This window comes from Janthinobacterium sp. 64 (assembly GCF_002813325.1).
Classification (GTDB): Bacteria; Pseudomonadota; Gammaproteobacteria; order Burkholderiales; family Burkholderiaceae_D; genus Janthinobacterium.
This window is the reverse complement of record NZ_PHUG01000001.1, coordinates 951,666-977,272: the sequence shown is the minus strand read 5'-3', so window position 1 is coordinate 977,272 and position 25,607 is coordinate 951,666. Positions and strand designations below refer to the sequence as shown.

The 25,607-nt window shown below is 62.6% G+C and carries 25 protein-coding genes and 1 tRNA gene; 14 read left to right on the top strand and 12 right to left on the bottom strand.

The window, feature by feature from the left end; all coding sequences use genetic code 11:
* Nucleotides 1–26 precede the first annotated feature (26 nt).
* The 4 genes from CLU91_RS04230 to ygfZ form a co-directional block, all read right to left on the bottom strand.
* Nucleotides 27–1,034: a LacI family DNA-binding transcriptional regulator gene (locus CLU91_RS04230; protein WP_100873130.1), complete on the bottom strand. Its 1,008-nt coding sequence runs from the start codon at nt 1,032–1,034 to the stop codon at nt 27–29.
* A gap of 295 nt (nt 1,035–1,329) precedes the next feature.
* On the bottom strand, nt 1,330–2,067 hold the full coding sequence (locus tag CLU91_RS04225; RefSeq protein WP_100873129.1) for an NRDE family protein: 738 nt from the start codon (nt 2,065–2,067) through the stop codon (nt 1,330–1,332).
* The gene (locus tag CLU91_RS04220; protein WP_100873128.1) at nt 2,058–2,348 is read right to left on the bottom strand and encodes a DUF4936 family protein; all 291 of its coding nucleotides are present in this window, start codon (nt 2,346–2,348) and stop codon (nt 2,058–2,060) included. Before CLU91_RS04220 ends, CLU91_RS04225 begins: the two co-directional genes overlap by 10 nt.
* 7 nt (nt 2,349–2,355) lie before the next feature.
* On the bottom strand, nt 2,356–3,432 hold the full coding sequence (gene ygfZ, locus CLU91_RS04215; RefSeq protein WP_442906405.1) for a CAF17-like 4Fe-4S cluster assembly/insertion protein YgfZ: 1,077 nt from the start codon (nt 3,430–3,432) through the stop codon (nt 2,356–2,358).
* A 185-nt stretch (nt 3,433–3,617) separates the two neighbouring features.
* On the opposite strand from ygfZ, the gene mltG reads away from it, so the two are divergent.
* Genes mltG through CLU91_RS04200 form a run of 3 tightly spaced genes read left to right on the top strand, consistent with a single transcriptional unit; the run spans nt 3,618 to nt 6,314 of the window.
* Nucleotides 3,618–4,604 (top strand): endolytic transglycosylase MltG, encoded by a 987-nt coding sequence (gene mltG / locus CLU91_RS04210; protein ID WP_100873126.1) that lies wholly within the window; start codon nt 3,618–3,620, stop codon nt 4,602–4,604.
* Nucleotides 4,605–4,628: 24 nt separating this feature from the next.
* A complete protein-coding gene (gene tmk / locus CLU91_RS04205; RefSeq protein ID WP_100873125.1) occupies nt 4,629–5,270 on the top strand; it encodes a dTMP kinase in 642 nt (213 codons plus the stop codon).
* A 15-nt stretch (nt 5,271–5,285) separates the two neighbouring features.
* Nucleotides 5,286–6,314 (top strand): DNA polymerase III subunit delta', encoded by a 1,029-nt coding sequence (locus CLU91_RS04200; RefSeq protein ID WP_100873124.1) that lies wholly within the window; start codon nt 5,286–5,288, stop codon nt 6,312–6,314.
* A gap of 60 nt (nt 6,315–6,374) precedes the next feature.
* On the opposite strand, the gene CLU91_RS04195 is transcribed toward CLU91_RS04200, so the two are convergent.
* Nucleotides 6,375–6,734: a hypothetical protein gene (locus CLU91_RS04195; protein WP_157814584.1), complete on the bottom strand. Its 360-nt coding sequence runs from the start codon at nt 6,732–6,734 to the stop codon at nt 6,375–6,377.
* Nucleotides 6,735–6,886: 152 nt separating this feature from the next.
* Here CLU91_RS04195 and CLU91_RS04190 point away from each other — a divergent pair, with 152 nt between their 5' ends.
* The 7 genes from CLU91_RS04190 to CLU91_RS04160 all read left to right on the top strand — a co-directional run bounded on the left by CLU91_RS04190 (nt 6,887) and on the right by CLU91_RS04160 (nt 11,361).
* Entirely contained in the window at nt 6,887–7,273 is a 387-nt protein-coding gene (locus CLU91_RS04190; protein WP_100873122.1) for a VOC family protein, read from the top strand.
* 56 nt (nt 7,274–7,329) lie between these two features.
* Nucleotides 7,330–7,962 carry a carbonic anhydrase gene (locus CLU91_RS04185; protein WP_100873121.1) on the top strand — a complete coding sequence of 211 codons (633 nt, stop codon included), beginning with the start codon at nt 7,330–7,332 and terminating at the stop codon, nt 7,960–7,962.
* 65 nt (nt 7,963–8,027) lie between these two features.
* Nucleotides 8,028–8,807: a TatD family hydrolase gene (locus CLU91_RS04180; RefSeq protein WP_092708379.1), complete on the top strand. Its 780-nt coding sequence runs from the start codon at nt 8,028–8,030 to the stop codon at nt 8,805–8,807.
* Nucleotides 8,808–8,823: 16 nt separating this feature from the next.
* A complete protein-coding gene (locus CLU91_RS04175) occupies nt 8,824–9,474 on the top strand; it encodes an ankyrin repeat domain-containing protein (protein ID WP_100873120.1) in 651 nt (216 codons plus the stop codon).
* Nucleotides 9,475–9,727: 253 nt separating this feature from the next.
* On the top strand, nt 9,728–10,651 hold the full coding sequence (locus tag CLU91_RS04170) for a methyltransferase domain-containing protein (protein WP_100873119.1): 924 nt from the start codon (nt 9,728–9,730) through the stop codon (nt 10,649–10,651).
* A gap of 100 nt (nt 10,652–10,751) precedes the next feature.
* Nucleotides 10,752–11,000 carry a hypothetical protein gene (locus CLU91_RS04165; protein WP_100873118.1) on the top strand — a complete coding sequence of 83 codons (249 nt, stop codon included), beginning with the start codon at nt 10,752–10,754 and terminating at the stop codon, nt 10,998–11,000.
* A gap of 163 nt (nt 11,001–11,163) precedes the next feature.
* Nucleotides 11,164–11,361, top strand: a complete 198-nt coding sequence (locus CLU91_RS04160) for a hypothetical protein (RefSeq protein ID WP_100873117.1) — start codon at nt 11,164–11,166, stop codon at nt 11,359–11,361.
* Nucleotides 11,362–11,424: 63 nt separating this feature from the next.
* Here the strand turns inward: CLU91_RS04160 and CLU91_RS04155 are convergent, their stop codons facing one another.
* The gene (locus CLU91_RS04155) at nt 11,425–12,543 is read right to left on the bottom strand and encodes a phospholipase A (protein WP_232730618.1); all 1,119 of its coding nucleotides are present in this window, start codon (nt 12,541–12,543) and stop codon (nt 11,425–11,427) included.
* A 274-nt stretch (nt 12,544–12,817) separates the two neighbouring features.
* Here CLU91_RS04155 and fusA point away from each other — a divergent pair, with 274 nt between their 5' ends.
* From fusA to CLU91_RS04145, 3 genes are all read left to right on the top strand, one after another.
* A complete protein-coding gene (gene fusA, locus CLU91_RS04150) occupies nt 12,818–14,926 on the top strand; it encodes an elongation factor G (protein ID WP_100876572.1) in 2,109 nt (702 codons plus the stop codon).
* A 205-nt stretch (nt 14,927–15,131) separates the two neighbouring features.
* A tRNA-OTHER gene (locus CLU91_RS27750) sits at nt 15,132–15,215 on the top strand.
* Entirely contained in the window at nt 15,178–15,549 is a 372-nt protein-coding gene (locus CLU91_RS04145; protein ID WP_157814583.1) for an SRPBCC family protein, read from the top strand. Before CLU91_RS27750 ends, CLU91_RS04145 begins: the two co-directional genes overlap by 38 nt.
* Nucleotides 15,550–15,828: 279 nt before the next feature.
* Here CLU91_RS04145 and CLU91_RS28185 read toward each other — a convergent pair whose 3' ends face one another.
* The 5 genes from CLU91_RS28185 to CLU91_RS04125 all read right to left on the bottom strand — a co-directional run bounded on the left by CLU91_RS28185 (nt 15,829) and on the right by CLU91_RS04125 (nt 19,378).
* Nucleotides 15,829–16,002 (bottom strand): hypothetical protein, encoded by a 174-nt coding sequence (locus CLU91_RS28185; protein ID WP_198521240.1) that lies wholly within the window; start codon nt 16,000–16,002, stop codon nt 15,829–15,831.
* 194 nt (nt 16,003–16,196) lie between these two features.
* Complete coding sequence (locus CLU91_RS04140; protein WP_100873114.1) at nt 16,197–17,438, bottom strand: hypothetical protein; 1,242 nt, start codon at nt 17,436–17,438, stop codon at nt 16,197–16,199.
* Nucleotides 17,439–17,588: 150 nt separating this feature from the next.
* Complete coding sequence (locus CLU91_RS04135; RefSeq protein WP_157814582.1) at nt 17,589–17,759, bottom strand: hypothetical protein; 171 nt, start codon at nt 17,757–17,759, stop codon at nt 17,589–17,591.
* 207 nt (nt 17,760–17,966) lie between these two features.
* The gene (locus CLU91_RS04130; protein WP_100873112.1) at nt 17,967–18,476 is read right to left on the bottom strand and encodes a hypothetical protein; all 510 of its coding nucleotides are present in this window, start codon (nt 18,474–18,476) and stop codon (nt 17,967–17,969) included.
* The gene (locus CLU91_RS04125; protein WP_100873111.1) at nt 18,473–19,378 is read right to left on the bottom strand and encodes an alpha/beta hydrolase; all 906 of its coding nucleotides are present in this window, start codon (nt 19,376–19,378) and stop codon (nt 18,473–18,475) included. The genes CLU91_RS04130 and CLU91_RS04125 overlap by 4 nt, the downstream gene beginning before the upstream one ends.
* Before the next feature lie 140 nt (nt 19,379–19,518).
* On the opposite strand from CLU91_RS04125, the gene CLU91_RS04120 reads away from it, so the two are divergent.
* The gene (locus CLU91_RS04120; protein ID WP_232730617.1) at nt 19,519–22,719 is read left to right on the top strand and encodes a PAS domain-containing protein; all 3,201 of its coding nucleotides are present in this window, start codon (nt 19,519–19,521) and stop codon (nt 22,717–22,719) included.
* On the opposite strand, the gene CLU91_RS04115 is transcribed toward CLU91_RS04120, so the two are convergent.
* Nucleotides 22,716–25,601, bottom strand: a complete 2,886-nt coding sequence (locus CLU91_RS04115; RefSeq protein WP_198521239.1) for a hybrid sensor histidine kinase/response regulator — start codon at nt 25,599–25,601, stop codon at nt 22,716–22,718. The two genes, CLU91_RS04120 and CLU91_RS04115, sit on opposite strands and share 4 nt — an antisense overlap.
* Nucleotides 25,602–25,607 lie beyond the last annotated feature (6 nt).

Below are 25,607 nucleotides of genomic sequence, written 5' to 3'. Positions count from 1 at the left end.
GGATGCATATGTTTTACTATAGAAGGTCAGGGGCAGCCGCAGGAGTTGCGCACGCGCAAGGTCGGCGACAAGCGTTGTACGTGCTGGACACGGCCCGGATTGGCGATGCGTTCGATCAAGAGGTCGACGGCCATGGCGCCCAGCTCTTCGAGCGGCTGGGCCATCACGGTCAGGCGGGGGCTGAAGTAATCGGCCCAGTCGAAATCATCGAAGCCGGCCAGCGCCACGTCTTGCGGTACAGCAATGTGCGCGTCGCGCAAGGCATGCATGGTGCCGATGGTCATCAGGTTATTGCCGGCCACGATGGCGGTCGGACGCTGCCCGGGGGGCAGGGCCAGCAGTTCGCGCGTCGCCGTGCCGCTGCGCTCGAGGTTCGAATCGCCCGAGCGCAACAGTTCAGGATCAAAGACGATGCCGGCGCGCTGCAAGGCCAGGCGGTAGCCGTCGATACGCTCGTGGGTCGTGGACAGGCCGGGCGCACCGGCGATGAAGCCGATGCGGCGGTGGCCGTGGGCTGCGATCAGATGGCTGACCAGTTCGGCCGTCGCCTCGGTGTTTTCCACGCCCACCTGGTCGAACGCTTGCGGCAACATGCGGTCGACCAGCACGGAGGCGATCTTGTTGCTGGTCAAATAGTCGAGCGTGCGGTTGTGCGGATCGCCGGACGGCGCCAGCACGATGCCGTCGACGCGGCGCTGGTGCAAGTTTTGCACCACTTTGAGTTCCTGCGCGGGATCGTCGTGCGTATCGGAAAACAGCATCATCAAGCCGTGGCGCGTGCAGGCCGCCTCGATGGCGCGCACCGTTTCGCTGAAGTAATGATTGGTGAAGGCGGAAATGGCCACGCCGATGGTGCCCGAGGACGAGCCGGCCAGCGCGCGCGCCAGCATGTTGGGCACATAGCCGATCTGCTGCATGGCCGCGTTGACGGCGGCGACGGTTTTCGGGCTGACCTTGCGGGTGCCGTTGAGTACGTGCGAAACGGTCGACAGCGATACGTCCGCCGCCCGCGCTACATCTTCCATGGTGGCCATGGTGTCTCCTGATGGTTTTATTCTTATTGTGTGCTGCGATAGTGTGCGGCTGTGTCGCCGCGTTTGAATCTATCGTAAACAAAAGAAAGCGCTTGCGCAAGCGCTTTCTTTTTTTGCGCGAGCGGATGTCGAGTGAGTTTTTGATGAAGAGAGGGGAAGCGTGCGTAGGTCGGATTAGCGCGCCGCAGGGGCGCGTAATCCGACATCGGGGACGGTGGTGATGCCGGTTGAGTGTGGTGGTGTTGTCGGGTTACGCGCTTGCGCGCTAACCCGACCTACCCCGACCTACCCGGACCTACTGTATCACCAGCTCATGCAGTTCGCCGGGCGAGTCCGGGAACAATTTGACGACGGTGGACGTGCGCGTGCCGTAGCCCGGCGTTTCGATGCAGACGGCGGACAGCACACGCTCCAGATCAAGCGGCACGCCCGTGTCGGGCAAGCGGAAGTCGGGCGCGCGCGTGGTGTCGGCCAGCATGTCGAAATACGCGTCGTCGGGCGCGCCCTGGCACAGCAGGCTGGCGAACTGGGCCTTGGTTTTCAGGACTTTCGGCCACGGTGCGTCGAGCAGGGCGTTCGACAAGCCGTAGATGCCCGGTTCCAGTGGCTGGCCATTGCGCGCATCGCCATCGCCGCGGTTGGAAAACCAGATCAGGGTAGTGGCGTCGCCCAGCACCAGATTAAAACCGTTGTAGGCTTTGCAGCCGGGGCGGATTTGCGCGATGTAGTCTTGCGGCGACATATTGCCGGCCAGATAGTCTGCCACCAGGGCGCCACGCGAGGGGGCGTCAGGGTTGCGGTCTTGCGGGCTGCGGATGTTGGTGATGGCGGCAAAGCGCGAACTGCCGCTGCCGGCTTGCGTGATGCCCATCCAGCTGCCGCCCGCCTGCAGGTCGCGGCCCGCATACACTTGCGGGTGTTCGGGCCAGGCGCCGGCGGGGGCGCTGGCGCGTTCATAGAATTCGTCGCGGTTGGCGGCGGCAATCAGCGGGATGTGCGGATTGACTTTCCAGGCAAAAACGATCAGGCACATGGAGGCAAATCCATGAACACTTCCGTATGCCGCGCGCCGGCCGTCAATGACAGCAGGCCCGCCTCGCCGGCGGCAGCTGCCAGCAGTTCGGCAAAACCTTCGCCGACGACGGGATAGATTTCCATCCACGTCTGCAAGCCATCCTTGACTTCCGGACGGCGCTTCAGTTGCGGCGCCACGCCGGAGGCGGCCGCCAGTTTCGCTTGCAAGGCACGCACCCGCGCTTCCAGCGCCTGGGCGTGCTCTTCCTTTACCTGATAGTAAATGTATAAATCTTTCATGGCATTCTCACAAGTCGAGTGCGTCGAGCACGTAAGGCATGGGCAGGAAATGCACGGCGGCGCCCTGGGCCGAGCCGTAGCGCACGGCGCCAGCGGCGCTTGCACCTTCCGCTATCGCCCCCAACTTCATTTCAACGAGGGCGTCGATGCCGCCGCTGCCGTTGGGCGCGGCGTTGACGAGCATGCCGCAAGGCTGCTCGGGGTCGCTGACGGTGTACAGTTCGCCGCCGGCCACTGCCGCTGCATCAGCGATGCTGACGAGGGTGGTGCGGCGCTTGAGCTTGCCCAGATACTGGCTGCGCGCGACGATTTCCTGGCCCGGGTAGCAGCCTTTCTTGAAATTGACGCCGCCCAGCAGCTCGAAGTTGACCATTTGCGGCACGAATTGCTCTTGCGTGGCGGCCGTGATCTGCGGGATGCCCGCGTGGATCTCGGACAGGCGCCAGGCGTCATTGCCGCCCTTGGCCAACTGTGCCGTCAATGGCGGCCACACGTCGCGCGCCGTGGCGGCGGACGTCAGCCATTCATAGCGGGCGCTGCCAAACGCATCGGCCACGCGCAGCAGCGTGCCCAGCGCATGCTCGACCTTGCTGAACGGCGTGGCAGGCAGGGCGGGGAACCAGGCGGCCAGGGCCGCGCTGGCTTGCTTGCCGCCGAGGCCCAGGACGACCTGGTTCGCTTCATCGAACGATGCATCGTGCAGCTTGGCCTTGGCGCGCAGCACGAACATTTGCAGTCGCTTCTGGATGGCCGGCTGTATGGCGCGCGGCAATTGCAGATAAATGGTGGTGGCGTTGCGCCACATCAGGAAACTGGCCAGCAAGCGGCCTTTCGGCGTGCAATAGCCGGCCAGGCGCACTTGCTCCTGGTCCAGGTGTTCCACGTCGTTGGTCAGCTGGCCGTGCAGGAAACTGGCTGCCTCGTCGCCGTTCAAACCGATCAAGCCCTGGTCCGTGATGGCCGCGACAAAACCTTCTTGCAGCTGGGACACTGTCAGGGACTGGCCGAAGTCATGGATAGGCGCGCCATCGGTGGCAGCGGGACGCGCGCCTTGTGCAGTTAAAAATTGATTCCAGTTATTCATAATTTCCATTAGATCAGCGATTAAGCATTATCATTACGGGTTCATTATAGTGATGTCGCGCAAATTGCGTCGGCAGCGGCAAAATTGCCAGTGTTGGCGCCGCTTTGCACGCACTTGCTTCACAAATGAACGATCATAACAAGCGGACGTTGGCCATCAGCGCACGCATCACAAGAATCGGAACAATGGCTTTCTTTAAAAAACTTGTAGTCAGTTCGGTCATCGCCGCCATCGGCGTCGGTGGTACTTTTGTGTACTGGGCGCAGCAGCCGATCACCACGGAAGGCGACGCGATTCCGTTTACGATCACGCCGGGCAGCGGCGCGCATGCGGCCGGCCAGCAGATCGCGGACGCGGGCGTGCCCATCGTGCCCATCCTGTTCAACCTGCTGGCGCGCGTCGAAGGCAAGACGTCGAAGATCAAGGCCGGTTCCTACGAGCTCAAACCGGGCACCACGCCGCAGCGTCTGATCACGCAGCTGGCGCGCGGCGAATTCGCGCAAGAGTCGCTGACCATCATCGAAGGCTGGACGTTCAAGCAGATGCGCATGGCCATGGCGAATCACCCGGGCCTCAAGCACGATACCGTGGGTCTGTCCGACAAGGCGCTGATGGCGAAAATCAGCCCGGAATATGTGCTGCCGGAAGGCCTGTTCTTCCCGGATACGTATCTGTTCGCCAAGGGCGCCAGCGAAATGCAGATTTTCAAGCAGGCGCACACGGCCATGATCGGCCGCCTGTCCGAAGCGTGGTTCAAGCGCGATCCGGCCTTGCCGTATAAAAACCCATACGAGGCGCTGATCATGGCGTCCATCGTGGAAAAGGAAACGGGGCAAAAGTCCGAACGGGCCATGATCGCCGGCGTGTTCGTCAACCGCCTGAAAACAGGCATGCTGCTACAGACGGACCCGACCGTAATCTATGGCATGGGCGATAACTACCAGGGCAAGATCCGCAAACGCGACCTGGAAGCGGACACCCCGTACAATACCTACACGCGCGGCGGCTTGCCGCCCACGCCGATTGCCCTCGCTGGCGCGCAATCGCTGACGGCGGCGCTGGCGCCGGCCCGCACGCAAGCGCTGTATTTCGTCGCGCGCGGCGACGGCACGAGCCAGTTCTCGTCCAACTTGCCCGACCATAACCGCGCCGTGAACCAGTACCAGCGCTAATAACATTATCAGATCAAGAGTTTCATGACACAACACCATCAACCCCGTTTCATCACCTTCGAAGGCATCGATGGCGCGGGCAAGTCGACGCATATCGGCTTTGTGACCGATTACCTGCGGCAAAGGGGCGTGACCCTCGTGTCGTCGCGCGAACCGGGCGGCACCAGCCTGGGCGAAAAGCTGCGCGAACTGCTGCTGCACGAAAAAATGCACCTGGAAACGGAAGCCTTGCTGATGTTCGCCAGCCGCCGCGAACACATCGCCCAAGTCATCGCCCCCGCCCTGGCGCGGGGCGAGTGGGTCATTTCCGACCGTTTCACCGATGCCAGCTTCGCCTACCAGGGCGGCGGGCGCGGCATGGACTTGCGCAAGATGGAAGCGCTGGAAGCGTGGGTGCACCCGCACCTGCAGCCGGACATCACTTTCCTGTTCGACGTGCCGCTGGCTGTTGCCCGTGCCCGCCTCGATGCCACGCGTGAGCTCGACAAGTTCGAGCAGGAGCGATCGGATTTCTTTGCCGCCACGCGCAACGAGTATCTGCGCCGCGCGGCCCAGTTCCCGCAACGCTTCCGCATTATCGATGCCACGCAAAGCATTGCCGACATTCAAGTGCAGCTCGCTCAATTGCTGGATATTCTACTTGAGAAAAGCACTGCAACACCTTGATTTACAAAGAATAAAATGACCAGTTCTCTCTATCCGTGGCAGCAGGATGCCTGGCAGCAATTGCAAGCCTTGCGCCCGCGCATGCCGCATGCCATCTTGTTCCATGGCACGCAGGGCATCGGCAAGGCCGACTTCATCGAGCATTTTGCGCAAGCTTTGCTGTGCGAAGACGTGCGCGCCGATGGCCATGCCTGCGGCGCGTGCGCCTCGTGCGGCTGGTTTAGCCAGGGCAACCATCCCGATTACCGCCGCGTGCGTCCGGAAGCGCTGGAAGACGAGGTGGCGGACGATGGCGAAGAGGGCGAGGGCGCGAAGAAAAGCGCCAAGACCAAGACGCCGTCGAAAGACATCAAGATCGAGCAGATCCGCAACCTGGCCGACTTCATGAACATTTCCACGCACCGGCAAGGCTTGCGCGTGGTGGTGCTGTACCCGGCCGAGGCATTGAATACGCCGGCGTCGAACGCCTTGCTGAAAACCCTGGAAGAACCGCCGCCGGGCACCGTGTTCCTGCTGGCATCGAACAGCCTGGATCGATTGCTGCCGACGATCTTGTCGCGCTGCAGGAAATTCGCCTTGCCCATGCCCAGCCACGAGCAGGCCTTGACGTGGCTCAAGGCCCAGGGCTTGAACGATGCGGACAGCTGGCTGCGCGAGCAGGGCGGCGCGCCGCTGGCCGCGCTGGCCCAGTCCGAATCGGGTGGCCGCGAGGAAACGGAACAGTTGCTGCAAGTGCTGGCCAATCCGGGCGTGGAAGCGGCCCTGAAGGCGGCCGATAAATTGCAGAAGGCCCCGCTGGCGCCGCTGGTGGCGTCATTGCAGCGCTGGCTGTACGACGTGTTTTCCGTCAAATTGTCCGGCACCATCCGCTACTATCCGCGCCACCGGCGCGAGCTGGAAGCGTTGGCAGGACGCATCAACGTCAGTCGTTTGATGGCCGCCATCAAGGCGGCGAATGAACGTAGGGCGATCGCCGAGCACCCCTTGTCGTCCAAGCTGTTCCTGGAAGACATGCTGCTCGACTACGCATCCAGCTGCCAATAGAATCAAGCACTTGCATTGCCAAGTTCATCCAGATTATCTGGTGCTTGGCGCGCTTGGAACTTAGCCGCAGGCGCGGGTGCAACTGCGATATTGCACTTCGCACGCTTGCTGGCGTTCGGCGCGCCGGGCGCGGAAGGCCTGGGCTTGCGTCGGTTGCAACTGCTGCGACTGGACTCCCGTTTCCCTGCTCGCGGCAGCATAGGGATTGCTGCTGGGCTTCATCGTCAGCATGGGGCTGGTATCGTCTTCCGTTGCTTGTTGCACTTGCGCACGGCATTCCTGGCGTGCCGACGCACACACGGGCGCGCACAAGCCCGCCTCGGGGATAACCTTGGGTGCGTCGCGTTTATCCTGCGCATGGGCAGGGGCTGTCAAGACCAGGCAGACCAGCAGTGTCAAAGGACCAACAACTTTCAGCATGAACGCTCTCCGTGTATCCGCACGCAACCCCATGGTTGCGTACCGGCAAGCCACTATACATCTTGATAACGTTCTTGCATACCGAACGGGTCCGTTTGCTACGGCCGGTCCCTGGTGTTACAGTCAGTCAATCGACAGCAACGGAGGCGGGCATGAAACGAGTCACTGGCATCGGCGGCATCTTTTTCCAAGCGCAAGACCCGGCCGCGCTGCGCGCCTGGTACCAGCGCCATCTGGGCCTGGACGTGCAGCCGTGGGGCGGCGCCGCCTTTAGCTGGACGGATGCGGACGGCCAGCCCACGGCGGGTACCACCATCTGGTCGGTGGCAGCCAGGGACAGCGAGCAATTCCTGCCCGGCAAGGCTGCCTTCATGGTCAATTACCGGGTCGACGACCTCGATGCGCTGTTGCAAGCCTTGCGCGATGAAGGCTGCACGGTGCTGGACAAGGCGCCCGATTCGGAATACGGCCAGTTCGGCTGGGTCATCGATCCAGAAGGCAACAAGGTGGAGCTGTGGCAGCCGCCACAGGGGCAGTAGGCGGAACCTGCCTCGTTCAGCGATAATACCGGCTCAGATAACGATCCCTATTTACTATGCGCGACATTATTGCTGGATTTCTACGCTTCCAAAAAGAGGTTTTTCCTGAGCGCCGCGAGTTGTTCAAGACCCTGGCCACGGGACAAACCCCGAAGGCCCTGTTCATTTCCTGCTCGGACAGCCGCATGGTGCCGGAACTGGTGACGCAGCGCGAGCCAGGCGAGCTGTTCGTAATCCGCAACGCGGGCAACATCGTGCCCTCGTATGGCCCGGAACCGGGCGGCGTGAGCGCCACGGTGGAATTTGCCGTGTCCGCCTTGAACGTGAGCGATATCGTCATTTGCGGCCATTCCGATTGCGGCGCGATGAAGGCGATCGCCACTTGCGCCTGCCTCGACCACATGCCGGCCGTGCGCAGCTGGCTGCACCATGCGGACGCGGCGCGCATGATCAACGAGTCGCTTGCCCATCCGACGGAACAGTCGCGCATCGATGGCATGGTGCGCGCCAACGTGGTGGCGCAGCTGAATAATCTGCGTACCCATCCCTCGGTGGCGCTGGCCATGGCGCAGAACCGCCTGACCCTGCATGGCTGGGTATACGACATCGAGAACGGCTCCCTCGACGCGCTCGACGAGTCGACCGGCAACTTCGTGCCGCTCGAGGAACATCCTGCATCGCAGCTGTGAACACCAGGGCACTTCGGTGCCCTTTCCCCTGCCAGTTTTTGCTCCCTCCGGTACAATCCTGCCTTATGTATATCGATTCCCATTGCCATATCAATTTCCCCGAGCTGGCTGCTCGCATGCCCGAGATTCTCGCCAAGATGGCCGAGAACAAGGTGACGCACGCGCTGTGCGTGTCCGTCGACTTGCCGGACTTCCCGCAGGTGCTGGCCCTGGCCGAGCAGTATCCGCACATCTTCGCTTCCGTCGGCGTGCATCCCGACTACGAGGACACGCCTGAACCGTCCGTGGAAGACCTGGTGCGCCTCGCCGACCACCCGAAGATCATCGCCATCGGCGAGACGGGCCTCGATTATTTCCGCCTGACGGGCGACCTCGAATGGCAGCGCGAACGCTTCCGTACCCACATCAAGGCGTCAAGAATCACGCGCAAGCCCTTGATTATTCACACACGGGCGGCCAGCGAAGACACCATCCGCATCATGCGCGAAGAGGGCGCGGGCGTATCGGACGGCGGCGTGGCCGGCGTCATGCATTGCTTTACGGAATCGCTGGAAGTGGCGCGCGCCGCCATAGCCATGGGTTTCTATATTTCGTTTTCCGGCATCGTCACGTTCAAGAGCGCCAAGGACTTGCAGGCCGTGGCGCTGGAAGTGCCGCTCGAGCGCATCCTGATCGAGACGGATTCGCCGTATCTGGCGCCCGTGCCGTTCCGCGGCCGCATGAACGAACCGGGCTATGTTGCCCACGTGGCGGAATACCTGTCGACCCTGAAAGGCATACCGCTGGCCCAGGTAGCGCAGCAGACGACGGATAATTTCTTCAAGCTATTCAATCAGTTGCCATAACTTCTTAAGGTTAACCATGATGAAAAAACTCGCGCTGGCGATGCTGCTGTGCTGCGCCACCGCCAGTCACGCGGCGCCGGATCCGGACAGCTTTTTCCGCGCCGTGTCCGTCAACAACGCCAGCGGCGTGCGCAGCATGCTGGCCGACGGCATGAATCCGAACCAGCCTGATACGCAGCGCGGCGACATACCCCTCGTGCTGGCCCTGCGCGACGATGCGGACAAGGTGTTCAAGCTGCTGCTCGACGCACCCGGCATCGACCTCGAAGCGCGCTCGGCCAATGGCAACACGGCGCTGATGATGGCGGCCTACAAGCACAAGCAGGACGCGGTCGACGCCTTGCTGGCCAAGGGCGCGAAGGTCAACCAGAGCGGCTGGACGGCGCTGCACTATGCGGCCTCGGCCGGAGACTTGCCCATCATGAAGATTTTTCTCGAGCGCGACGCCATGGTCGATGCGCGCGCGCCGGCCAACGTCACGCCGCTGATGTTTGCCGCCCGCGAAGGACAGGAGGGGGCCGTCAAGCTGCTGCTGTCGTGGGGTGCGGACGCCAGCCTGAAAAGCGACCATGGCTGGACGGCCGTGCAGTTCGCCCAGGCCGGCGACAAGCCCGGCGTGGTGGCCATCATCGAAGCGGCACAGAAGGCGCGCGCAGGACGAAAGTAAACTTCTAGCAATATTTTCCATGCCAGCGCCAAAACTGGCATGGAATTGCCTCTCACCTCAGCCCTTTGTTCTCCGTGCCGATTAACGATAATGAGCGTGTCGCATTAATCAGGAGATTTGTCGCATGGGCAATCACATCAACGTCAGGCGCCGGCTGGTTTGTCGCCGCCCCGCGCGCAGCCCCTGCGATAACACTGCTTTCTGGAATGACAAAACCGATCGGCCATCGGAGCCAGACTCCAAGAGGACAGACATGCTGAATGAACGAGAAATCGAGAGTTGTTACCTGGGGCAATTTATCCCCGTCCATTACCACCACAATATGTTGATGGACCAGAACCGCATGCACGGGTTCAAGTCGGCGATCGATTACGCGGTAAAACCCGGCATGAAAGTGCTGGAACTGGGCGGCGGCACGGGCGTGCTGTCGTGGTTTGCGGCCGCGCGCGCCGACAAGGTATGGTGCGTGGAGTTCAATCCGGACATGGTCAAGGAAGCGCGCAAGATGCTCGCGCTCAATCCCAACGGGGAAAAAGTCGAAGTCGTCCACGCGGACGCCTTTGAATACCTGCCGCCCGAACCCGTCGATGTGGTCATTTGCGAAATGATCCATGTGGGCATGCTGCGCGAAAAGCAGGTGGAAGTGATCGAATCGTTCAAGCGCCGTTATCTGGCCCGCTTTGGCGGTCCGCTGCCCATCTTCCTGCCAGAAGCCGTCATCATGGCCGTGCAGCCGATGCAGCAGGAATACGACTTCGAGGGCTTTTATGCGCCCATCGTGCAATTCCAGGAAACCACGGCCATCCACCCGGGCGTGCAGGAACTGGCACCTCCGTCCGTCTACAGCATCATCGACTTCAGCCAGCCGACGGACAGCATCTTCGGTTTCGATGGCAAGTTCGTCGTCGAGCGCAGCGGCACCCTGAACGCCTTGCGTTTCGTTACCAAGAACATCCTGGCCGTCGTGCCCGAGCGCTCGACCACCATCGACTGGCTGAACCACTACATGTGTCTGCCGCTGGCCGCGCCGGTGGCCGTGAAGGCGGGCGACGTGCTGCAAGTGAGTTTCCAGTACCGCGCGGGCGGCTCGATTCCCTCGCTGGAAGCGTCGATCCGCGCCCAGGTGATCTATGACGTCAACCTGCAGCCTATCGTGCAGAACGCCGTCTACGCGTAAGTGTCATTGATGTAGAGGCAACGCCGCAGCGATTTCGTCCTGCGGCGTTTGTCCATTCAGGGTATATTCCGTGTTTTACCCACTGGACAGCTTTATTATCATGGAACAGATCGATCAGCGTTACCTCGTGCAACAGAACAAAATCAGCGATGGCGAGACCAAGCCGCCCGTGTTTGCCAAGGTAATGCGCAGCAAGGAAGGCGTGTTTGAAGGCGTGTCCTTCATCAAGTCGAAGGACAAGGCCAGCATCCTGACCATCGAAGAGGCCAACCAGGCCATCAAATGGGCCAGCAGCAAGAAGCCGAATGCGCATGAGTACATCACGAAAGTGATTTGCGTCGGCCAGTAAGCTGCTCGCCAACTACCGCTCATCCCCGTTTTTATCCAGTCCATCCCCGCATGGTGCAGTTCATCGCATGGCCGTTGCCGCCCCGGCGACGCTTGACTATAGTGCTGTCACGGTAGCGGGGCAAGCACGGCTTGCTCCGCACATTTCATTCGAGGGGAACGCGATGCTGGGATTTGTGCTGTGGCTGCTTTTGCTGATGCTGTGCTGGCCCCTGGCCTTGCTGGCGCTCGTGCTGTATCCGCTGGCCTGGTTGCTGTTGCTGCCATTGCGCCTGATCGGCATCGGCGTGGAAGGCGTGTTCGAACTGCTGCGCGCCATCGTCATGCTGCCGGCCCGCGTGCTGGGCGGCGGGCGGCGATAAAGCAGATATTTCCCATAAAAAATGGCGCCCTCGGCGCCATTGTTGTTTGTGTGACGATGCTGCTTACAGGTCGACCATGAAACCGGCGCCGATCGATTTCTGCGAATAGTTGTAGTCGATCAAGCTCTGGCCATAGCCGGAAAACAGTTGCAGATAGCCTTTCAGGTTGGCTTTCAATGGGAAAGCCCAGCTGGCCTGCATGGAACCATGTTTCTTGCTGAAATTGCGGCGCGCCGTCACGGCATACTCGTGACCCTTGTTGCGATAGCTCACGCGCAAGTCGCCATGGCCCAGGTAATCGGTGATGTCGATATTGTCATTGTCGACGGCGCTATTGTCGAGGCGGTGCCAGACGCGGGCCGTTACGGCCAGGTTGTCTTTTTCCATGCCGAGTTCCGCATACACGCGATTCCAGCTGCGCGACAGGGTTGACGTCTGTCCGTTGGACTGGTGCACGAGGCCGAAGTTCAGGTAATTGAATTCCACGCCCGCGAAATTCTTGTTGATCGGCATGACCAGCATCAATTCCGGCTGGTAGTTGGTCTCGCGGAACGGGCTCGATGCCTTGCGGTTATACGCCTGCCAGAAACTTTGCTGCGTGTAGCCGAACCACATGTCGATGGGCGTGCCGGCGATGTCTTCCAGCAGCTTCATCTTGAAGCTCAGCTGGAAGGTCAATTCCACGTGCTGGCTCTTGATACCGGCTGGCGTGAAATCCTGGAACGGCTCGTCGTTTGAGGCGTCGCTGTAGTTGGCCAGCAGCAGATAGGTGTCGCGGTGCGGGCGGAAGTTGAACAGGCCGCGCTTCGAGGCATCGTTGAGTTCCCACGATTGTTGCGTGCGCGAAATAGGCGCTTCCGGCGGCGCCGCGCCAGCCTGGGCGATGGCGGGAATGGCGGCGTTGACGGCGTCCGGCGTGGCCACGCCAGGCGGGCTGACAAACGTGAGGGGAGCGGCATCGGCCGCCACTGCCAGGGTCGCTGCGGCTGCCGCGGGATCGCCGCCGGCCGCGATGGTGGCTTTTTCCGCCGCCTTGGCCAGGGTGTCGAAGCAGCCCAGACGGGCGCTGGCGTCACCGAGCACGGCGCAACGCTGCATTTGCTGTTCCAGTTCGCCGGCCATGGCCAGCGCAGGCGACGCCAGCAGGGAGGAGAGGATTATTTTTCTTAGTCGGATAGTCATAGGCTGAGTGGGGCATGTCATTCGGTGCGCACCTGGGCAGGCATGCCGGCGGCGTCGCCTTGCACGATAATTTACGGTGCGTGTTGATTTTGATTAATCTTTGTTGGATTAATAAAGTTGAAAGTATAGCGGAATCTCTTGTTTGTCCTGTGCAACGCGCGTGCGCGCTAATGTCAGTGTTGTATGCATGGTAAAAAATGGTTACGCGCAGCCCTCCAAATCGATGTCTGCTACACTGGAAAGCCGGGCACCGGAGCTAGCCATGGAGATTGTGATGACCCGCAAAACACCTATCGAGCGCTACCGCAACATCGGCATCAGCGCCCATATCGACGCCGGCAAGACCACCACCACCGAGCGCATCCTGTTTTATACGGGGGTGAATCACAAGATCGGCGAAGTGCACAATGGCGCCGCCACCATGGACTGGATGGAGCAGGAGCAGGAACGGGGCATCACCATCACCTCGGCCGCCACCACGGCATTCTGGAAAGGCATGGCCGGCAATTTCCCGGAACACCGCATCAACATCATCGACACGCCCGGCCACGTGGATTTCACGATTGAAGTCGAACGCTCGATGCGCGTGCTCGACGGCGCCGTGATGGTCTACGATGCCGTCGGCGGCGTGCAGCCGCAGTCGGAAACCGTGTGGCGGCAAGCGAATAAATATCACGTGCCGCGCATCGCCTTCATCAACAAGATGGACCGGGTGGGGGCCGATTTCCTGCGCGTGCGCCAGCAGATCGGCGACCGTCTGAAAGGCGTCGCCGTGCCCATCCAGCTGCCCATCGGCGCCGAAGAGCATTTCACGGGCGTCATCGACTTGCTGAAGATGCGCGCCATCACGTGGGACGACGCCAGCCAGGGCGTGCAGTTCAGCTATGGCGAGATTCCCGCCGAACTGCGGGAACAGGCGCAGGAATGGCACGAGCACCTGGTCGAACACGCGGCCGAGGCCACCACCGAGATGACGGAACGCTACCTGAATGGCGACACGTTCACGGAAGCGGAACTGAAACAGGCCTTGCGCGCGCGCACCATCCGCAACGAGATCGTGCCCATGCTGTGCGGCAGCGCCTTTAAAAACAAGGGCGTGCAGGCCATGCTCGATGCCGTCATCGAATACCTGCCGTCGCCGACGGAAGTGCCGCCCATCATGGGCCATGACGAGCATGACAACGAAGTGGAGCGTCATCCGGCCGACGACGAGCATTTCTCCGCGCTGGCCTTCAAGATCATGACGGACCCGTTCGTGGGGCAACTGACCTTCTTCCGCGTGTATTCGGGCGTGGTGAACTCGGGCGACATGGTCTACAACCCCACCAAGAGCGCGCGCGAGCGGCTGGGGCGCATCCTGCAGATGCATGCGAACGAGCGCAAGGAAATCAAGGAAGTGTATGCGGGCGACATCGCCGCCGCCGTGGGCCTGAAAGCCGTCACCACGGGCGACACCCTGTGCGCCATCGACCACATCATCGTGCTGGAAAAGATGATTTTCCCGGAACCCGTGATTTCCCAGGCGGTCGAACCGAAGACCAAGCCGGATCAGGAAAAGATGGGCATCGCCCTGAACCGGCTGGCGCAGGAAGACCCGTCGTTCAGGGTCCATACGGACGAGGAATCGGGCCAGACCATCATGTCGGGCATGGGTGAACTGCACCTGGAAATTTTAGTCGACCGCATGCGGCGCGAATTCGGCGTGGAAGCCAATGTCGGCAAGCCGCAGGTGGCCTACCGGGAAACCATCACGCGCGCGGTCGATGATATCGAGGGCAAGTTCGTCAAGCAATCGGGCGGACGGGGCCAGTACGGCCACGTGGTGCTGAAACTCGAACCGCTGGAGCCGGGCACGGGTTACCAGTTCGTCGACGCCATCAAGGGCGGCGTGGTGCCGCGCGAATTCATTCCCGCCGTCGACAAGGGCATCGCCGAAACCCTCAAGGCGGGCGTGCTGGCCGGCTATCCCGTGGTCGACGTCAAGGCGACGCTCACCTTCGGCTCCTACCACGACGTCGATTCGAACGAAAACGCGTTTCGCATGGCCGGCTCCATCGCCTTCAAGGAGGGCATGCGCAAAGCCCACCCTGTGCTGCTGGAGCCGATGATGCAGGTGGAGGCGGAAACGCCGGAAGAGTTCATGGGCAACGTCATGGGCGACTTGACGGCCCGGCGCGGCATGGTGCAGGGCGTCGACGACATCCCCGGCGGCGCGGGCCGCATCGTCAAGGCCCTGGTGCCGCTGGCGGAAATGTTCGGTTACTCCACCACCTTGCGCTCGCTGACCCAGGGCCGCGCCACCTACACGATGGAATTCAAGCACTATGCGGCCGTGCCCAAGCATATCCTCGACCAGGTGGCGGCGGCGGGGAAGGCGAAGTAGCGACGCTTATCTCCGTCAAGCGGCGTACAGGGCTTTCCCATTTTCGGCGCCCCTGTTACATTCACTGCCAGTTCACCAACACAGGAGAGAGCATGGCCACCGCAGAACAGCAGCAGGACGGACAGCACCGCGACAGCAGCGACTTTGTCATCACGCAAACTTTCGACGCGCCGCGCGAACTCGTGTTCCGCTCGTGGGTCGAGCCGGAGCGCCTGGCCCAGTGGTGGGGCCCCGTCGGCTTCGAATTGAGCGTGCTGGCGCTGGACCTCAAACCCGGCGGCGTCTTCCACTACGGCATGCGCGCCGACAATGGCTACGAAATGTGGGGCAAGTTTACCTACCAGGCCATCGAAGCGCCGGAACGTATCGTTTCCATCTTGTCGTTTGCCGACCAGCAAGGCAACCCCGTGCAGCACCCCGTCAGCGCCACCTGGCCATTGGAATCGTTCAATGTCATGACCCTGACCGAGGAAAATGGCAAGACGACCATGACGCTACGGTCGACGCCGCACAAGGCGACGGATGAGCAGCATCGGACTTTCCTGGAAGGGCATGAGTCGATGAAGCAGGGGTTCAAGGCGACGTTTGGCCAGCTGGCCCAGTACCTGGCGCGTGTTCAGTGATCGTATTGTTTTGAACGGCGGGCCGGAGTCGCGGGCCTGAGAAAATGTCCATGGCTGCGTTGCTTGGGCTCGCCGTACTAACCGTACTGTCTTCGCCCGCGCGCCTTGCCCTGGCCATTTTTCAGGCCCGCTGGGCCCGGGGAGCCTTGGTTTGAGGCGCGGGCCTGTTCTTGCTATCGTTGCCAGTTGGCGGTTGAGGGATGTCTGCTTGCGCCCCAGAGTGGCACTTCAGCTCTGAGCTGAACAAGGAAGTTGTTTCGATGCTCAAATGCAAATAAGTTATCGCCGGGACTTCGACATTAAGGCGCCGATAACAACTCCAATTGCGATGCCCGGACCAATGCCTAAAGCAAGGTTGCCGATCGCGACGCCAATTCCACATCCAATCGATACTCCAAAACAAATTCCAACGCCTATGAATTTGCCATCTTTTTTGTCGGGTGAATCGCTCATAGAATCCTTTTATGAAGGGACCGAAAGGCCGCTACTGGCCAGTAGCTGCACCAGAGCATAGCGGTTTTCCCATCTGTAAAACGCACTGATTCTCACTCCAGTCTGGCGCCGCCCTGAAGCGAAAGGGCCGCATTTCCGTGCACGCGTGGCCGTTTGGCAGCGGGGAATCAGTTTAATAATACCTTCCACCCCTTCTACGGTGTCACGAGCTGCGCAGAAGCGCTGCCTTCGGGGATAAGCAGGGCGAAGTCGTAGCCGTTGATCAGGTTGAACATTTCAATGTCGCCCCCCGCCAGTTTGCGCGAGTCTGGCCGCAGTGAGCGCAGATCAAACAGAGACCAACTGCCGTCGGTGGCGCCTGCACTGGCCAGCAGTTTGAAGGCCGGGCTGTCAAGTTCGATTTGTGCCGGCTGATATGGTTTGCCCGCTCCCGCGAATCTCAGTTGCGTCCCCTTCGCCGCCAGCACGATCAGGTGCAGCGAGGTGTGGCCCTGGCCTTCGGCGCGTTCAGCCAGAAAGTTGCCAATGTCACGATTGTTGAGTGGATTAATACCCTTGTATGCGTGATTGGCGCCGACCTTGACCAGCAGCTTTTGCTCTTGCATGCCGAGCCGGGTTTCCAGGGTCCGCTTTAACAGCGTCAAACGCAAGCGGTTCGACAGGGCGCGATCACCGGGCACTTTCGAGGCGCTTTTCTGATAGATGGCGCGGGTGGCCAGCAATGCATCGAGCAGGCCTAGCGCGGTGTGCTCTTTGGGGCCGGCAAGTAGCGGGCGCAACGAGGTCAGTTCCTCGGTTGAGGCCGACAGCATAAAGTACTCTAAGGGGTTGCCGGTGGCTGCCGCCTTTTGAGACGCGACAGCTTCCATTTGACGCAAGGCTTCCAGCTTCGCGCGGGCGGCCGGATTAACCGGCTGGGCCAGCATCAGGGTGATCAGGTATTTGGCCGCACCGATGAATTCCTGATCGATGCCCCAGTGCTCGAAGCGCGGTCCTGCGGCCCGGGCAAAGCCGGCGAGCATTTCTGCTTCCTGGCGCATGGTGTAGAAAGCAATGGAGTCCGGATAGGTGGCGTCGAATCTGGCGATGGCCGCAACCGCGTCGGGACCCTTGAGCATCGCTTCGAGCGCGCTCGTCACGGCTGGACCATTTTCAGTGACCAAGGTCGTGAAGCCTGCAGGGGGCAAGGCATTGAAGTAGGCGGATGAAAACTGGGCGATCTCGGCGACACCGTGATTCTCTCCGAGGAGGACGTACTGCGCCTGGCGCGAAGCTTGCAGCAGCAGTGCCGCCCCGGGTCCCGATAACGTGCCTTTGTCAACGGTGATAGCGAGCCGGCCAGCGGTGAGTTTTTCAAGGACGGCGGTATCGGCGACGGCCGAACCGGCGAAGCCGAGCGTCAGGGTGGCGGCAAGGAAGGCGAGACGGAAGAGCATGGTAGTGTGGGCCGGTCAGGGCGGTCAGTGAGAGAGTCGACAGTGTGAACTGTCGCTAGCCAGGAACGTCGGATCCTGGCCGCTTGCCGTCCTTGGCTGGTTCTGCCCTGAAGCGTATTGATACGCTATAGCGCGAAGTGAGGTTTGAACTTAATTCTTTTTTGATGGCCAGATAAAAGCTATCGTTGCGCAAAATATACCGACAAAGGCAGCACGCCCCCAATCGAACTCATGAGCTTCCCCAAGGAAGCGCGTGTAAAGCAATGTTCCAGTCGCAACGCCCAAACCAACGCTGATGAACTGTGGAAATGTTTTTTTCATATATACCCTCAATGATGCGATCTGCATCGCCACTATTTCAATACACACTGCTGCCGCAGGTGTACTACTCCAAGCGCAAGAATTTGGCAACGACCTCGTGTGGGGGGGTATTGGCCGACTGCGGCAATGAGCATAACGAATTAGTGAGCGAGAAAAGTCACGCATTGTCACGCATTGTCACGTTAACGCGATTGGCCGCTTCTGGCGTCATGACTCATCGCGCTCGGCATCGCGCTCGCGGCAGCTCAGGGATGCATAGTGCGCCTTGGGCACCTTGTTCTTGATCGCCACTTCGCGCAGGTAATGTGCAAAATCAATATGATCGGTCAGGGTGCAGCGGCTGGCGCGGGCGAGCTGTTGCAGCTTCTTGATGCTGCCATGGACCTTCAGCGTGATCCCGACGCCGGGGCTGACGCAGCAGCCTATGTATTTGTCGATGTATTCTTCTTCGATCAGAACCAGTTCGTGGCCCATGAAGGGCGCTGGCTTGTCCAGCAGGTAGTAGTCGGTGTAGTCGAAGCGCTGGCGCGGCGTCTTGCTGACCAGACCGGCGTGCTGGTAGGCGCGGATGGCCTGGCCGGACGTGCCCGTGCGCTCGGTCGTGCCCTTTTTGAGCTGCATGGCATGCAGCAGGCCGCGTTCGAGTGACACGGTATCGGCGGCGTACGCCAGGGCGGAGCAGGCGACAAGCAGGGTGCAGGCGAGGGCGCGCTTCATTTCGCCTCCATTGCCAGCATCTGTTTGATCACCGGCAAGATCATCCGCCATGCATTCGACGTGGCAGCAATCTCGTCATAGTGGCTGGCGCCGGGCAAGATCAGCACTTCCGCATGGTCGCCGGCCACTTTGGCTTTGGCTGCATAGTCGTGCGCGACTCTGGGCGGGGAGATGGTGTCGAGCTCTCCCGTGGCCAGCACGGTGCGGCTGCCGTTGGGCATCAGGTCGGCCGCGTTGGTGTCGCTGTAGATGTCGGGACGCTCAGTGCTGGCGCTGCCTGCCAGTTGCGCGATGTCGCGCTCGCAGCTGCTCTTGATCAAGGCTTGCTCGTGGCGCAGGTCGGCCAGGCCGCCCAGGCTGAGGATATTCTTGATCGGCAGATACTGTTCGCGGTACAGGGGGCTGGACTTCGGCAGCTTGTCCCTGCCGGCGATCCATTGCACCAACTGGCCGCCGGCCGAATGGCCCATGGCGACGATGCGCTTCACGTCCAGCTGGTACTGTTCCGCGTGCTGCTGCAGGCTGTCCAGCGCCGCGTGCATGTCTTCGTAGGTGCCCGGATAACCGCCGCCTTCCTCGTCGACGCGGCGATACTCGACATTCCACACGGCGATGCCTTGCGCCACCAGGGCACCGGCCACGTTGCGCATCTGCCCGATGCCGCCAAAGGCCACCGTCCAGCAGCCGCCATGGACCAGCACGACGACGGGAAACGGGCCGCTGCCTTCGGGCCGGAACAGCTGCGCGTATTGCGACGGCGCGGCGCCATACGCGATCTGCGCCGTGGGGGCGGGGCCGTTCAGGGCCAGGTAGTCGTCCAGGCTCATGGGGGCGGCGACGGCGCCATGGGCGCAGGCGAGCAGGGCGGTGGCGATCAGGGAGGATGGCAGGGACGTAGGCATGCTGGGTTTCGCTTGAGAAGAGAGCAACACTGTAGCATAGGGGCGCATAGGCGCAGGGATCAAGTGGTACGCTGTTTTCCTCCTGCAAGAGGGGTGCCCCATGGTATATTCCGGGCATCAGTTTTCCCCTTATCGACACGGTGCACGCAAACAACATTCTTTCCTTGCTGGACGCCGAGCATAGTGCGCTGGGCAGCATCGCGGCCGGCGCCGACCTGGCCCATGCACTGGAACACCTGTTGCTGGCGCTGCAAGACCTGGCCGAGGGCGGCGCGCATGCCTGCCTCGTGCTCATCGACGAGGCCGACCGCTTTTGCGGCTTGTCCGCGCCCAGCCTGCCGCAAGACCTGTGCCTTGCCCTGCGCCACGGTGGCGAACAGCCGTCGCCGTTCGGCACGGCGGCCTTTTCCGGCGCGCCCGTGTATTGCGGCGACATCACGCGTGACGTGCACTGGAGCGCGGGCCGCAAGGAAGCCATGCTGCACGGCTATCGCGCCTGCTGGGTCGCCCCCGTGTTCGGCGCCAAGGGGCATATCCTGGGCGTGCTGGGCCTGTTCTTCCCCGCGTCATCCCATCCTACGCAACCCGAGATCGAACTGCTGGCGCTGGCTGCGCGCGTGGCTGCGCATGTCATCGAGCGGGGCCAGCTGGAACAGGCGCTGCACGACAGCCGCGAACATTTTCATTACGCCATCGAATTGAACACGCAAGTGCTGTGGACGGCCGACATTGACGGCAAGCTCGACTATGTGGCGCAGCGCTGGCGCGAATGGACGGGCGGCAATGGCCTGGGCATCAGCTGGCTGGACGCCATCCACCCCGACGATGTGTCCCATTCCCTGGCGGCCTGGAGCGAAGCGCTGGGCAGCGGCCAGCCGCTGGACCAGGAAATGCGCGTGCGCCGCCAGGACGGCTGCTACCGCTGGGTGCACTCGCGCGCGTATTGCCGGCTCGACGAGCGGGGCCAGCCCGTGAAATGGTATGGCTCGTGCGAAGACATCGACGAGCACTGGCAGGCGCGCAATGCGCTGCTCGACAGCGAGGCACAATTCCGTTCGCTCGCCTCGACCATGCCCAACCAGGCCTGGCTGGCGCATGGCAGCGGCGCCACGTACTGGGTCAATGAGCAGGTGTGCGACTACACGGGGCAATCGCTGAAGGCGCTCGTCACCAGCGGCTTTCGCCACTGCGTGCATCCGGACGACGTGCAAGCCACGCAGAAAAGCTGGGAGCGGGCCGTCGCCACGGCCAGCGCCTACGAACACGAGTTCCGCATGCGCCGCGCCAGCGACGGCGCCTACCGCTGGTTCCTGGCGCGCGCCTTGCCCCTGTTCGACGAGGCGGGCACGGTGCTGCGCTGGGTGGGCACGAATACGGACGTGCAGGAACATAAGAACGTGCTGGAAAAGATGGCCTATCTGAATTCCTCGCTGGAAGTGGAAATGGCCAACCGCACGGCCGACCGCGACCGCATGTGGCGGCTGTCGACCGACATCATGCTGGTGGCGGACCTGGCCGGCATGATCATCGCCGTCAATCCCGCCTGGAGCCAGATCCTCGAGCGTCCGGAAATCGAATCGCTGGGCATGGATTTCATCAGCCTCGTGCATCCAGACGACCGCATGGCGGCCTTGCAGGATTTGTCGCGCCTGGCCCATGGCGCGCCCACCTTGCGCATGGAAAACCGCTACCGGCGCCGCGATGGCGGCTACCGCTGGATTTCCTGGACGGCCGTGCCGGCGCAAAAGCTGATCCACGCCATCGGCCGCGACGTCACCGATGAAAAAGAGGCGCGGCTGGCGCTGGTGCGCAGCGAGCAAGCGTTATTGCAGGCGCAAAAGCTCGAATCGATCGGCAAGCTGACGGGCGGCGTGGCCCACGATTTCAACAACGTGCTGCAGATTATCTCGGGCAATTTGCAGTTGCTGAAACTGACGGTGGCCGATAATCCGCAGGCGGCCAGGCGCCTCGATTCGGCCGCCTCGGCTGTCGAGCGGGGCGCTAAGCTGTCCTCGCAACTGCTGGCCTTTGCGCGGCGTCAACCGTTGAAACCGCTGGTGACGGACCTGGGACGCCTGCTGCGCCGCATGCACGAGCTGATCCGCCGCGCCCTGGGCGAGGCCGTCACCGAGGAAACCTTCATCAGCGAAGGCTTGTGGCATACCCTGGTCGACCCGAACCAGATGGAAAACGTGCTGCTGAACATGGCCATCAATGCGCGCGACGCGATGGACAAGGGCGGGCGCCTGACGTTCACCTTGAGCAATGTCACGCTCGATGCGGCCTACGCCAGTCTGCATGCCGATGTGCTGGAGGGGCAATACGTGCTGCTGACCATCACCGACACGGGCCATGGCATGGAGCGCGACGTGATCGACCAGATCTTCGAGCCATTCTTTACCACCAAGCGCGAAGGCGAGGGCACGGGCCTGGGCTTGTCCATGGCCTACGGCTTCATCCGCCAGAGCGCGGGCCACATCAAGGTGCACAGCGCGCCGGGCGCCGGCACGACGTTTAAAATTTACCTGCCCCGTTCACTGGAAAAGCTGGCCGAGCCGCCAGCGGGGCTGACGGGCCCCGTGCTGGGCGGCGGCGAGACCATCCTCGTGGTGGAAGACGATGCTCCTGTGCAACATACGGTGGTCGACATGCTGCGCGGCCTCGGCTACGACGTGCTGCATGCGGACGACGGCGCCTCGGCGCTGGCCCTGCTGGGCACGGGCGTGGCCATCGACCTGCTGTTTACGGACGTGGTCATGCCCGGTCCCGTCAGCAGCAAGGAGCTGGCGCAGCAGGCCCGGCTGTTGCTGCCGGAGCTGGCCGTGCTGTTTACCTCGGGCTACACGCACAACGCCATCATGCAGGGCGGGCGGCTGGACCCGGGCGTCGAATTGTTGAGCAAACCCTACCAGCGCGAAGACCTGGCGCGGCGCATCCGCCACTTGCTGGCCGACCGCCGCCTGGTGGGCGCGCCCGACCCGTCGGGGCGGCGCATCCTGCTGGTGGAAGACAATGACGATGCACGCGAAATGACGACGGAAATGCTCAATATGCTGGGGCATACCGTGCATGGCGTGGCCAGCGCCGAGGCAGCCTTGCCCCTGCTGTCCATGCCGGGCCTGGAAGTGCTGGTGACGGACATCAGCCTGCCCACCATGTCCGGCCTGGAACTGGCGCGCCATGCGCGCGCCCACTGGCCGCAACTGGAGGTGGTGTTTGCGTCCGGGCACGACTGGGGTGCCAGCCTGATGCAGGACGCCAGCGCGCGCTTCCTGCGCAAGCCGTTTGGGCTGGAAGAGCTGGCCGGCGCACTGAAGGCACGCCAGCTCGACGTTTATTAGACTGGCGGCAGCAAGGCATGCTGCAATTGCTCGACGGTAAATGGTTTCACCAGGAAGCGCGCTTGCGGGTCCTGCACGCCGGAATTGGCCGGTGCATGGCCCGTGGAAAACACCACTTCCAGCTGTGGATGGTCGCGCGCCGCCAGCTCGGCCAGCTCGGCGCCCGACATCCGCGGCAGGCTGATATCGGTCAGCAGCAGTTCCAGTCCCGGCGTGCCCAGCAGGGGCAAGGCTGCCTCGGCCGTGCCCACGGCCTGCACCGTGTGTCCCAGCATGGCCAGCAGCTCGCCCGTCATGGCGCGCGCATCCGCATTGTCTTCCACCAGCAGAATAGATCGTCCCGCCGGCCGCGCGGGTGTGGCCGGTTGCGGCGCCAGCTGCGCGCGGTACTGCTGCAGGGCCGTCACGTGGCGGCCGTTGGCCAGCAAGTGGCGGATGCGCCGCGCCAGGTCTTCGCGCCGGTAGGGTTTGCTGAGCAACTCCACGCCCGGCTCCAGGCGGCCGCCCTGCATGATGGCGTCCTGCGTGTAGCCCGAGGTAAACAACACGGCCAGCTGGGGCAGCAGCAGCCGGGCCTGGCGCGCCAGTTCCGTGCTGGCGACCTTGCCCGGCATCACCACATCCGTAAACAGCAAATCGATGGGCACGCCGCTGCCGATGATGGCCAGCGCGCTTTCGCCATCGCTGGCGCGCAGCACGACGTAACCCAAGCCGCGCAGCATGTCGACCACCGTCGTTTGCACCTGCACGTCGTCTTCCACGACGAGGATGGTTTCCTTGCCGCCCAGCACGGGGCCGTCCAGTTGCAGCGGCAATTCCGTTTCCGCTTCGAGCGAGCGCGGCAGGTAGATGCGGAAGGTGCTGCCATGGCCGGGTACGCTGTCCACTGTCAGGTGGCCGCCGCTCTGGCGCAGGAAGCCGTACGCCATGGACAGGCCCAGGCCCGTGCCTTCGCCTTCCTTCTTCGTCGTGAAGAACGGTTCGAAAATCTTGTCCAGCAAGTCGGCTGGAATGCCCGAGCCCGTATCCGAGACGGCCAGCTGCACGTAGTCGCCGGGCGCCACATCCGCATGGCGCGCCACGTAGTCGCTGCCCAGCACGCTGTTGCCCAGTTCGATGGTCAGCTGGCCCTGGCCGGCCATCGCGTCGCGCGCGTTGATGGCCAGGTTGAGGATGACGTTTTCCAGCTGGTGCGGGTCGACCAGTGCGCGCCAGCAGTCGTCGGCCAGCAGCAAGCGCGTCTCGATGCTTTCGCCCGTGGCGCGCCGCAGCAGCTCTTCCGTCGAACGCAGCAGTTGCGCCAGGTCCGTCACCAGCGGTTTCAATGGCTGGCGCCGAGCAAAAGCGAGCAGCTGGGCCGACAGCTTGGCGCCCCGTTCCACGGCGGCCGAGGCGCTGGCGATGCGCCTGGCGGCCAGCGGGTCGTCGTCCAGGGTCATTTGCAGCAGTTGCAGATTGCCCGAGATAATTTGCAGCACGTTATTGAAATCATGGGCCACGCCGCCCGTCAGCTTGCCCAGCGCTTCGAGTTTTTGCGATTGCAGTAGGGCCATCTCGCTGTGGCGCAATGATTCCTGCATGCTGCGCAAGGTGTTTTGCGCTTCCTTTTCCACGGTGACGTGGCGTCCGGTGGCAAACACCAGGTCGCCTTCGGGGGCCGCCACCCACGACAGCCAGCGGTGGCCGCCGTCGCGGTGCCGGTAGCGGTTTTCAAAGCTGGGCATGGCTTCCTGCGTCACGTGCGCCAGCGCCAGGCGCGTGGCGGCGGCATCCTCGGGCAGCACGAAGTCAAACAGGCTGCGGCCCAGCATTTCCTCGGGCAGCCAGCCCAGGATGGCTGCCGAGGCCGGGTTGACGGCGGCAAAGCAGCCCTTCGCATCGATGGCCACCATCAGGTCTTGCGCGCTGCGCCACAGCCGCTCGCGCTCGCTGTTGCGCGCGGCCAGGTCCGCTTCCAGCTTCTTTTCCACGGTGATGTCGCGCGCGCTGCAATACACCTTCTCGCCCTCGGGTACGGCCACCCACGACAGCCAGTGCCAGCCGCCCAGCTTGTGGCGGTAGCGGTTTTCGAAGCGCAAGGCTGGCTGGCCCTGGTTGGCCGCCTCCCAGGCCGCATGGGTGCGCGGCAAGTCGTCCGGGTGGATCAGTTCAAAAAATTTCGTCGTGCGGATTTCCTCGGCCGACCAGCCCAGGGTGGCTTGCCAGGCGGGGTTCGAGTGTTCGAAATAGCCGTCGAGGTTAAGCACGCCCAGCAGATCGGGGCTGACGTTCCAGGTACGGCCGAATTCGCGCGTGCGCTCGGCCACTTGCATTTCCATGCTGGCAGTCAGGGTGCGCAAACGCGCTTCCGCCCGCGCCCGCAAAATGGTCGACCAGACCCGTTCCGACACTTGCACGGCCAGTTCGATCTCGTCCGCATGCCACAGGCGCGCAGCGCGGCTGTGCACGACGAACAGGGCCGCCAGTTGGCCCTCCTTGGCGATGGGAATGTTCAGGAAGGCGCGGATGCCCAGGCGCGCGAACGTGGCCAGCGCGGCGGGCATGGCCGTGCGCGGGTCGCTGGCCACATCGCTGACGGCCAGCGCCTGGCCGGCGGCAAGCGCATCGGCCAGGCCGGCCGCGTAATCGCCGAGGAAATACTCGCCGGCGGCGCCCGGCGCCAGGCCATCGCTCCACGCATGCTGCAGGGTGGGGCATTGCAGGGTCTGGTCGATATCGAAACAGGCCACTTGCTGGGCGCCCAGGCGCTGGCCCAGCAGCTGCGCCGACAGCGAGAGGATGTCGCCCGTGTCTTGCAGCAGCCGCAGCCGGCGTTCCAGTTGCAGCAAAAAAGCCACGCCGCTGGCGCCGGCCTGGCTGCGGGGGGCGGGAGTGCTGCTCATGCGGGC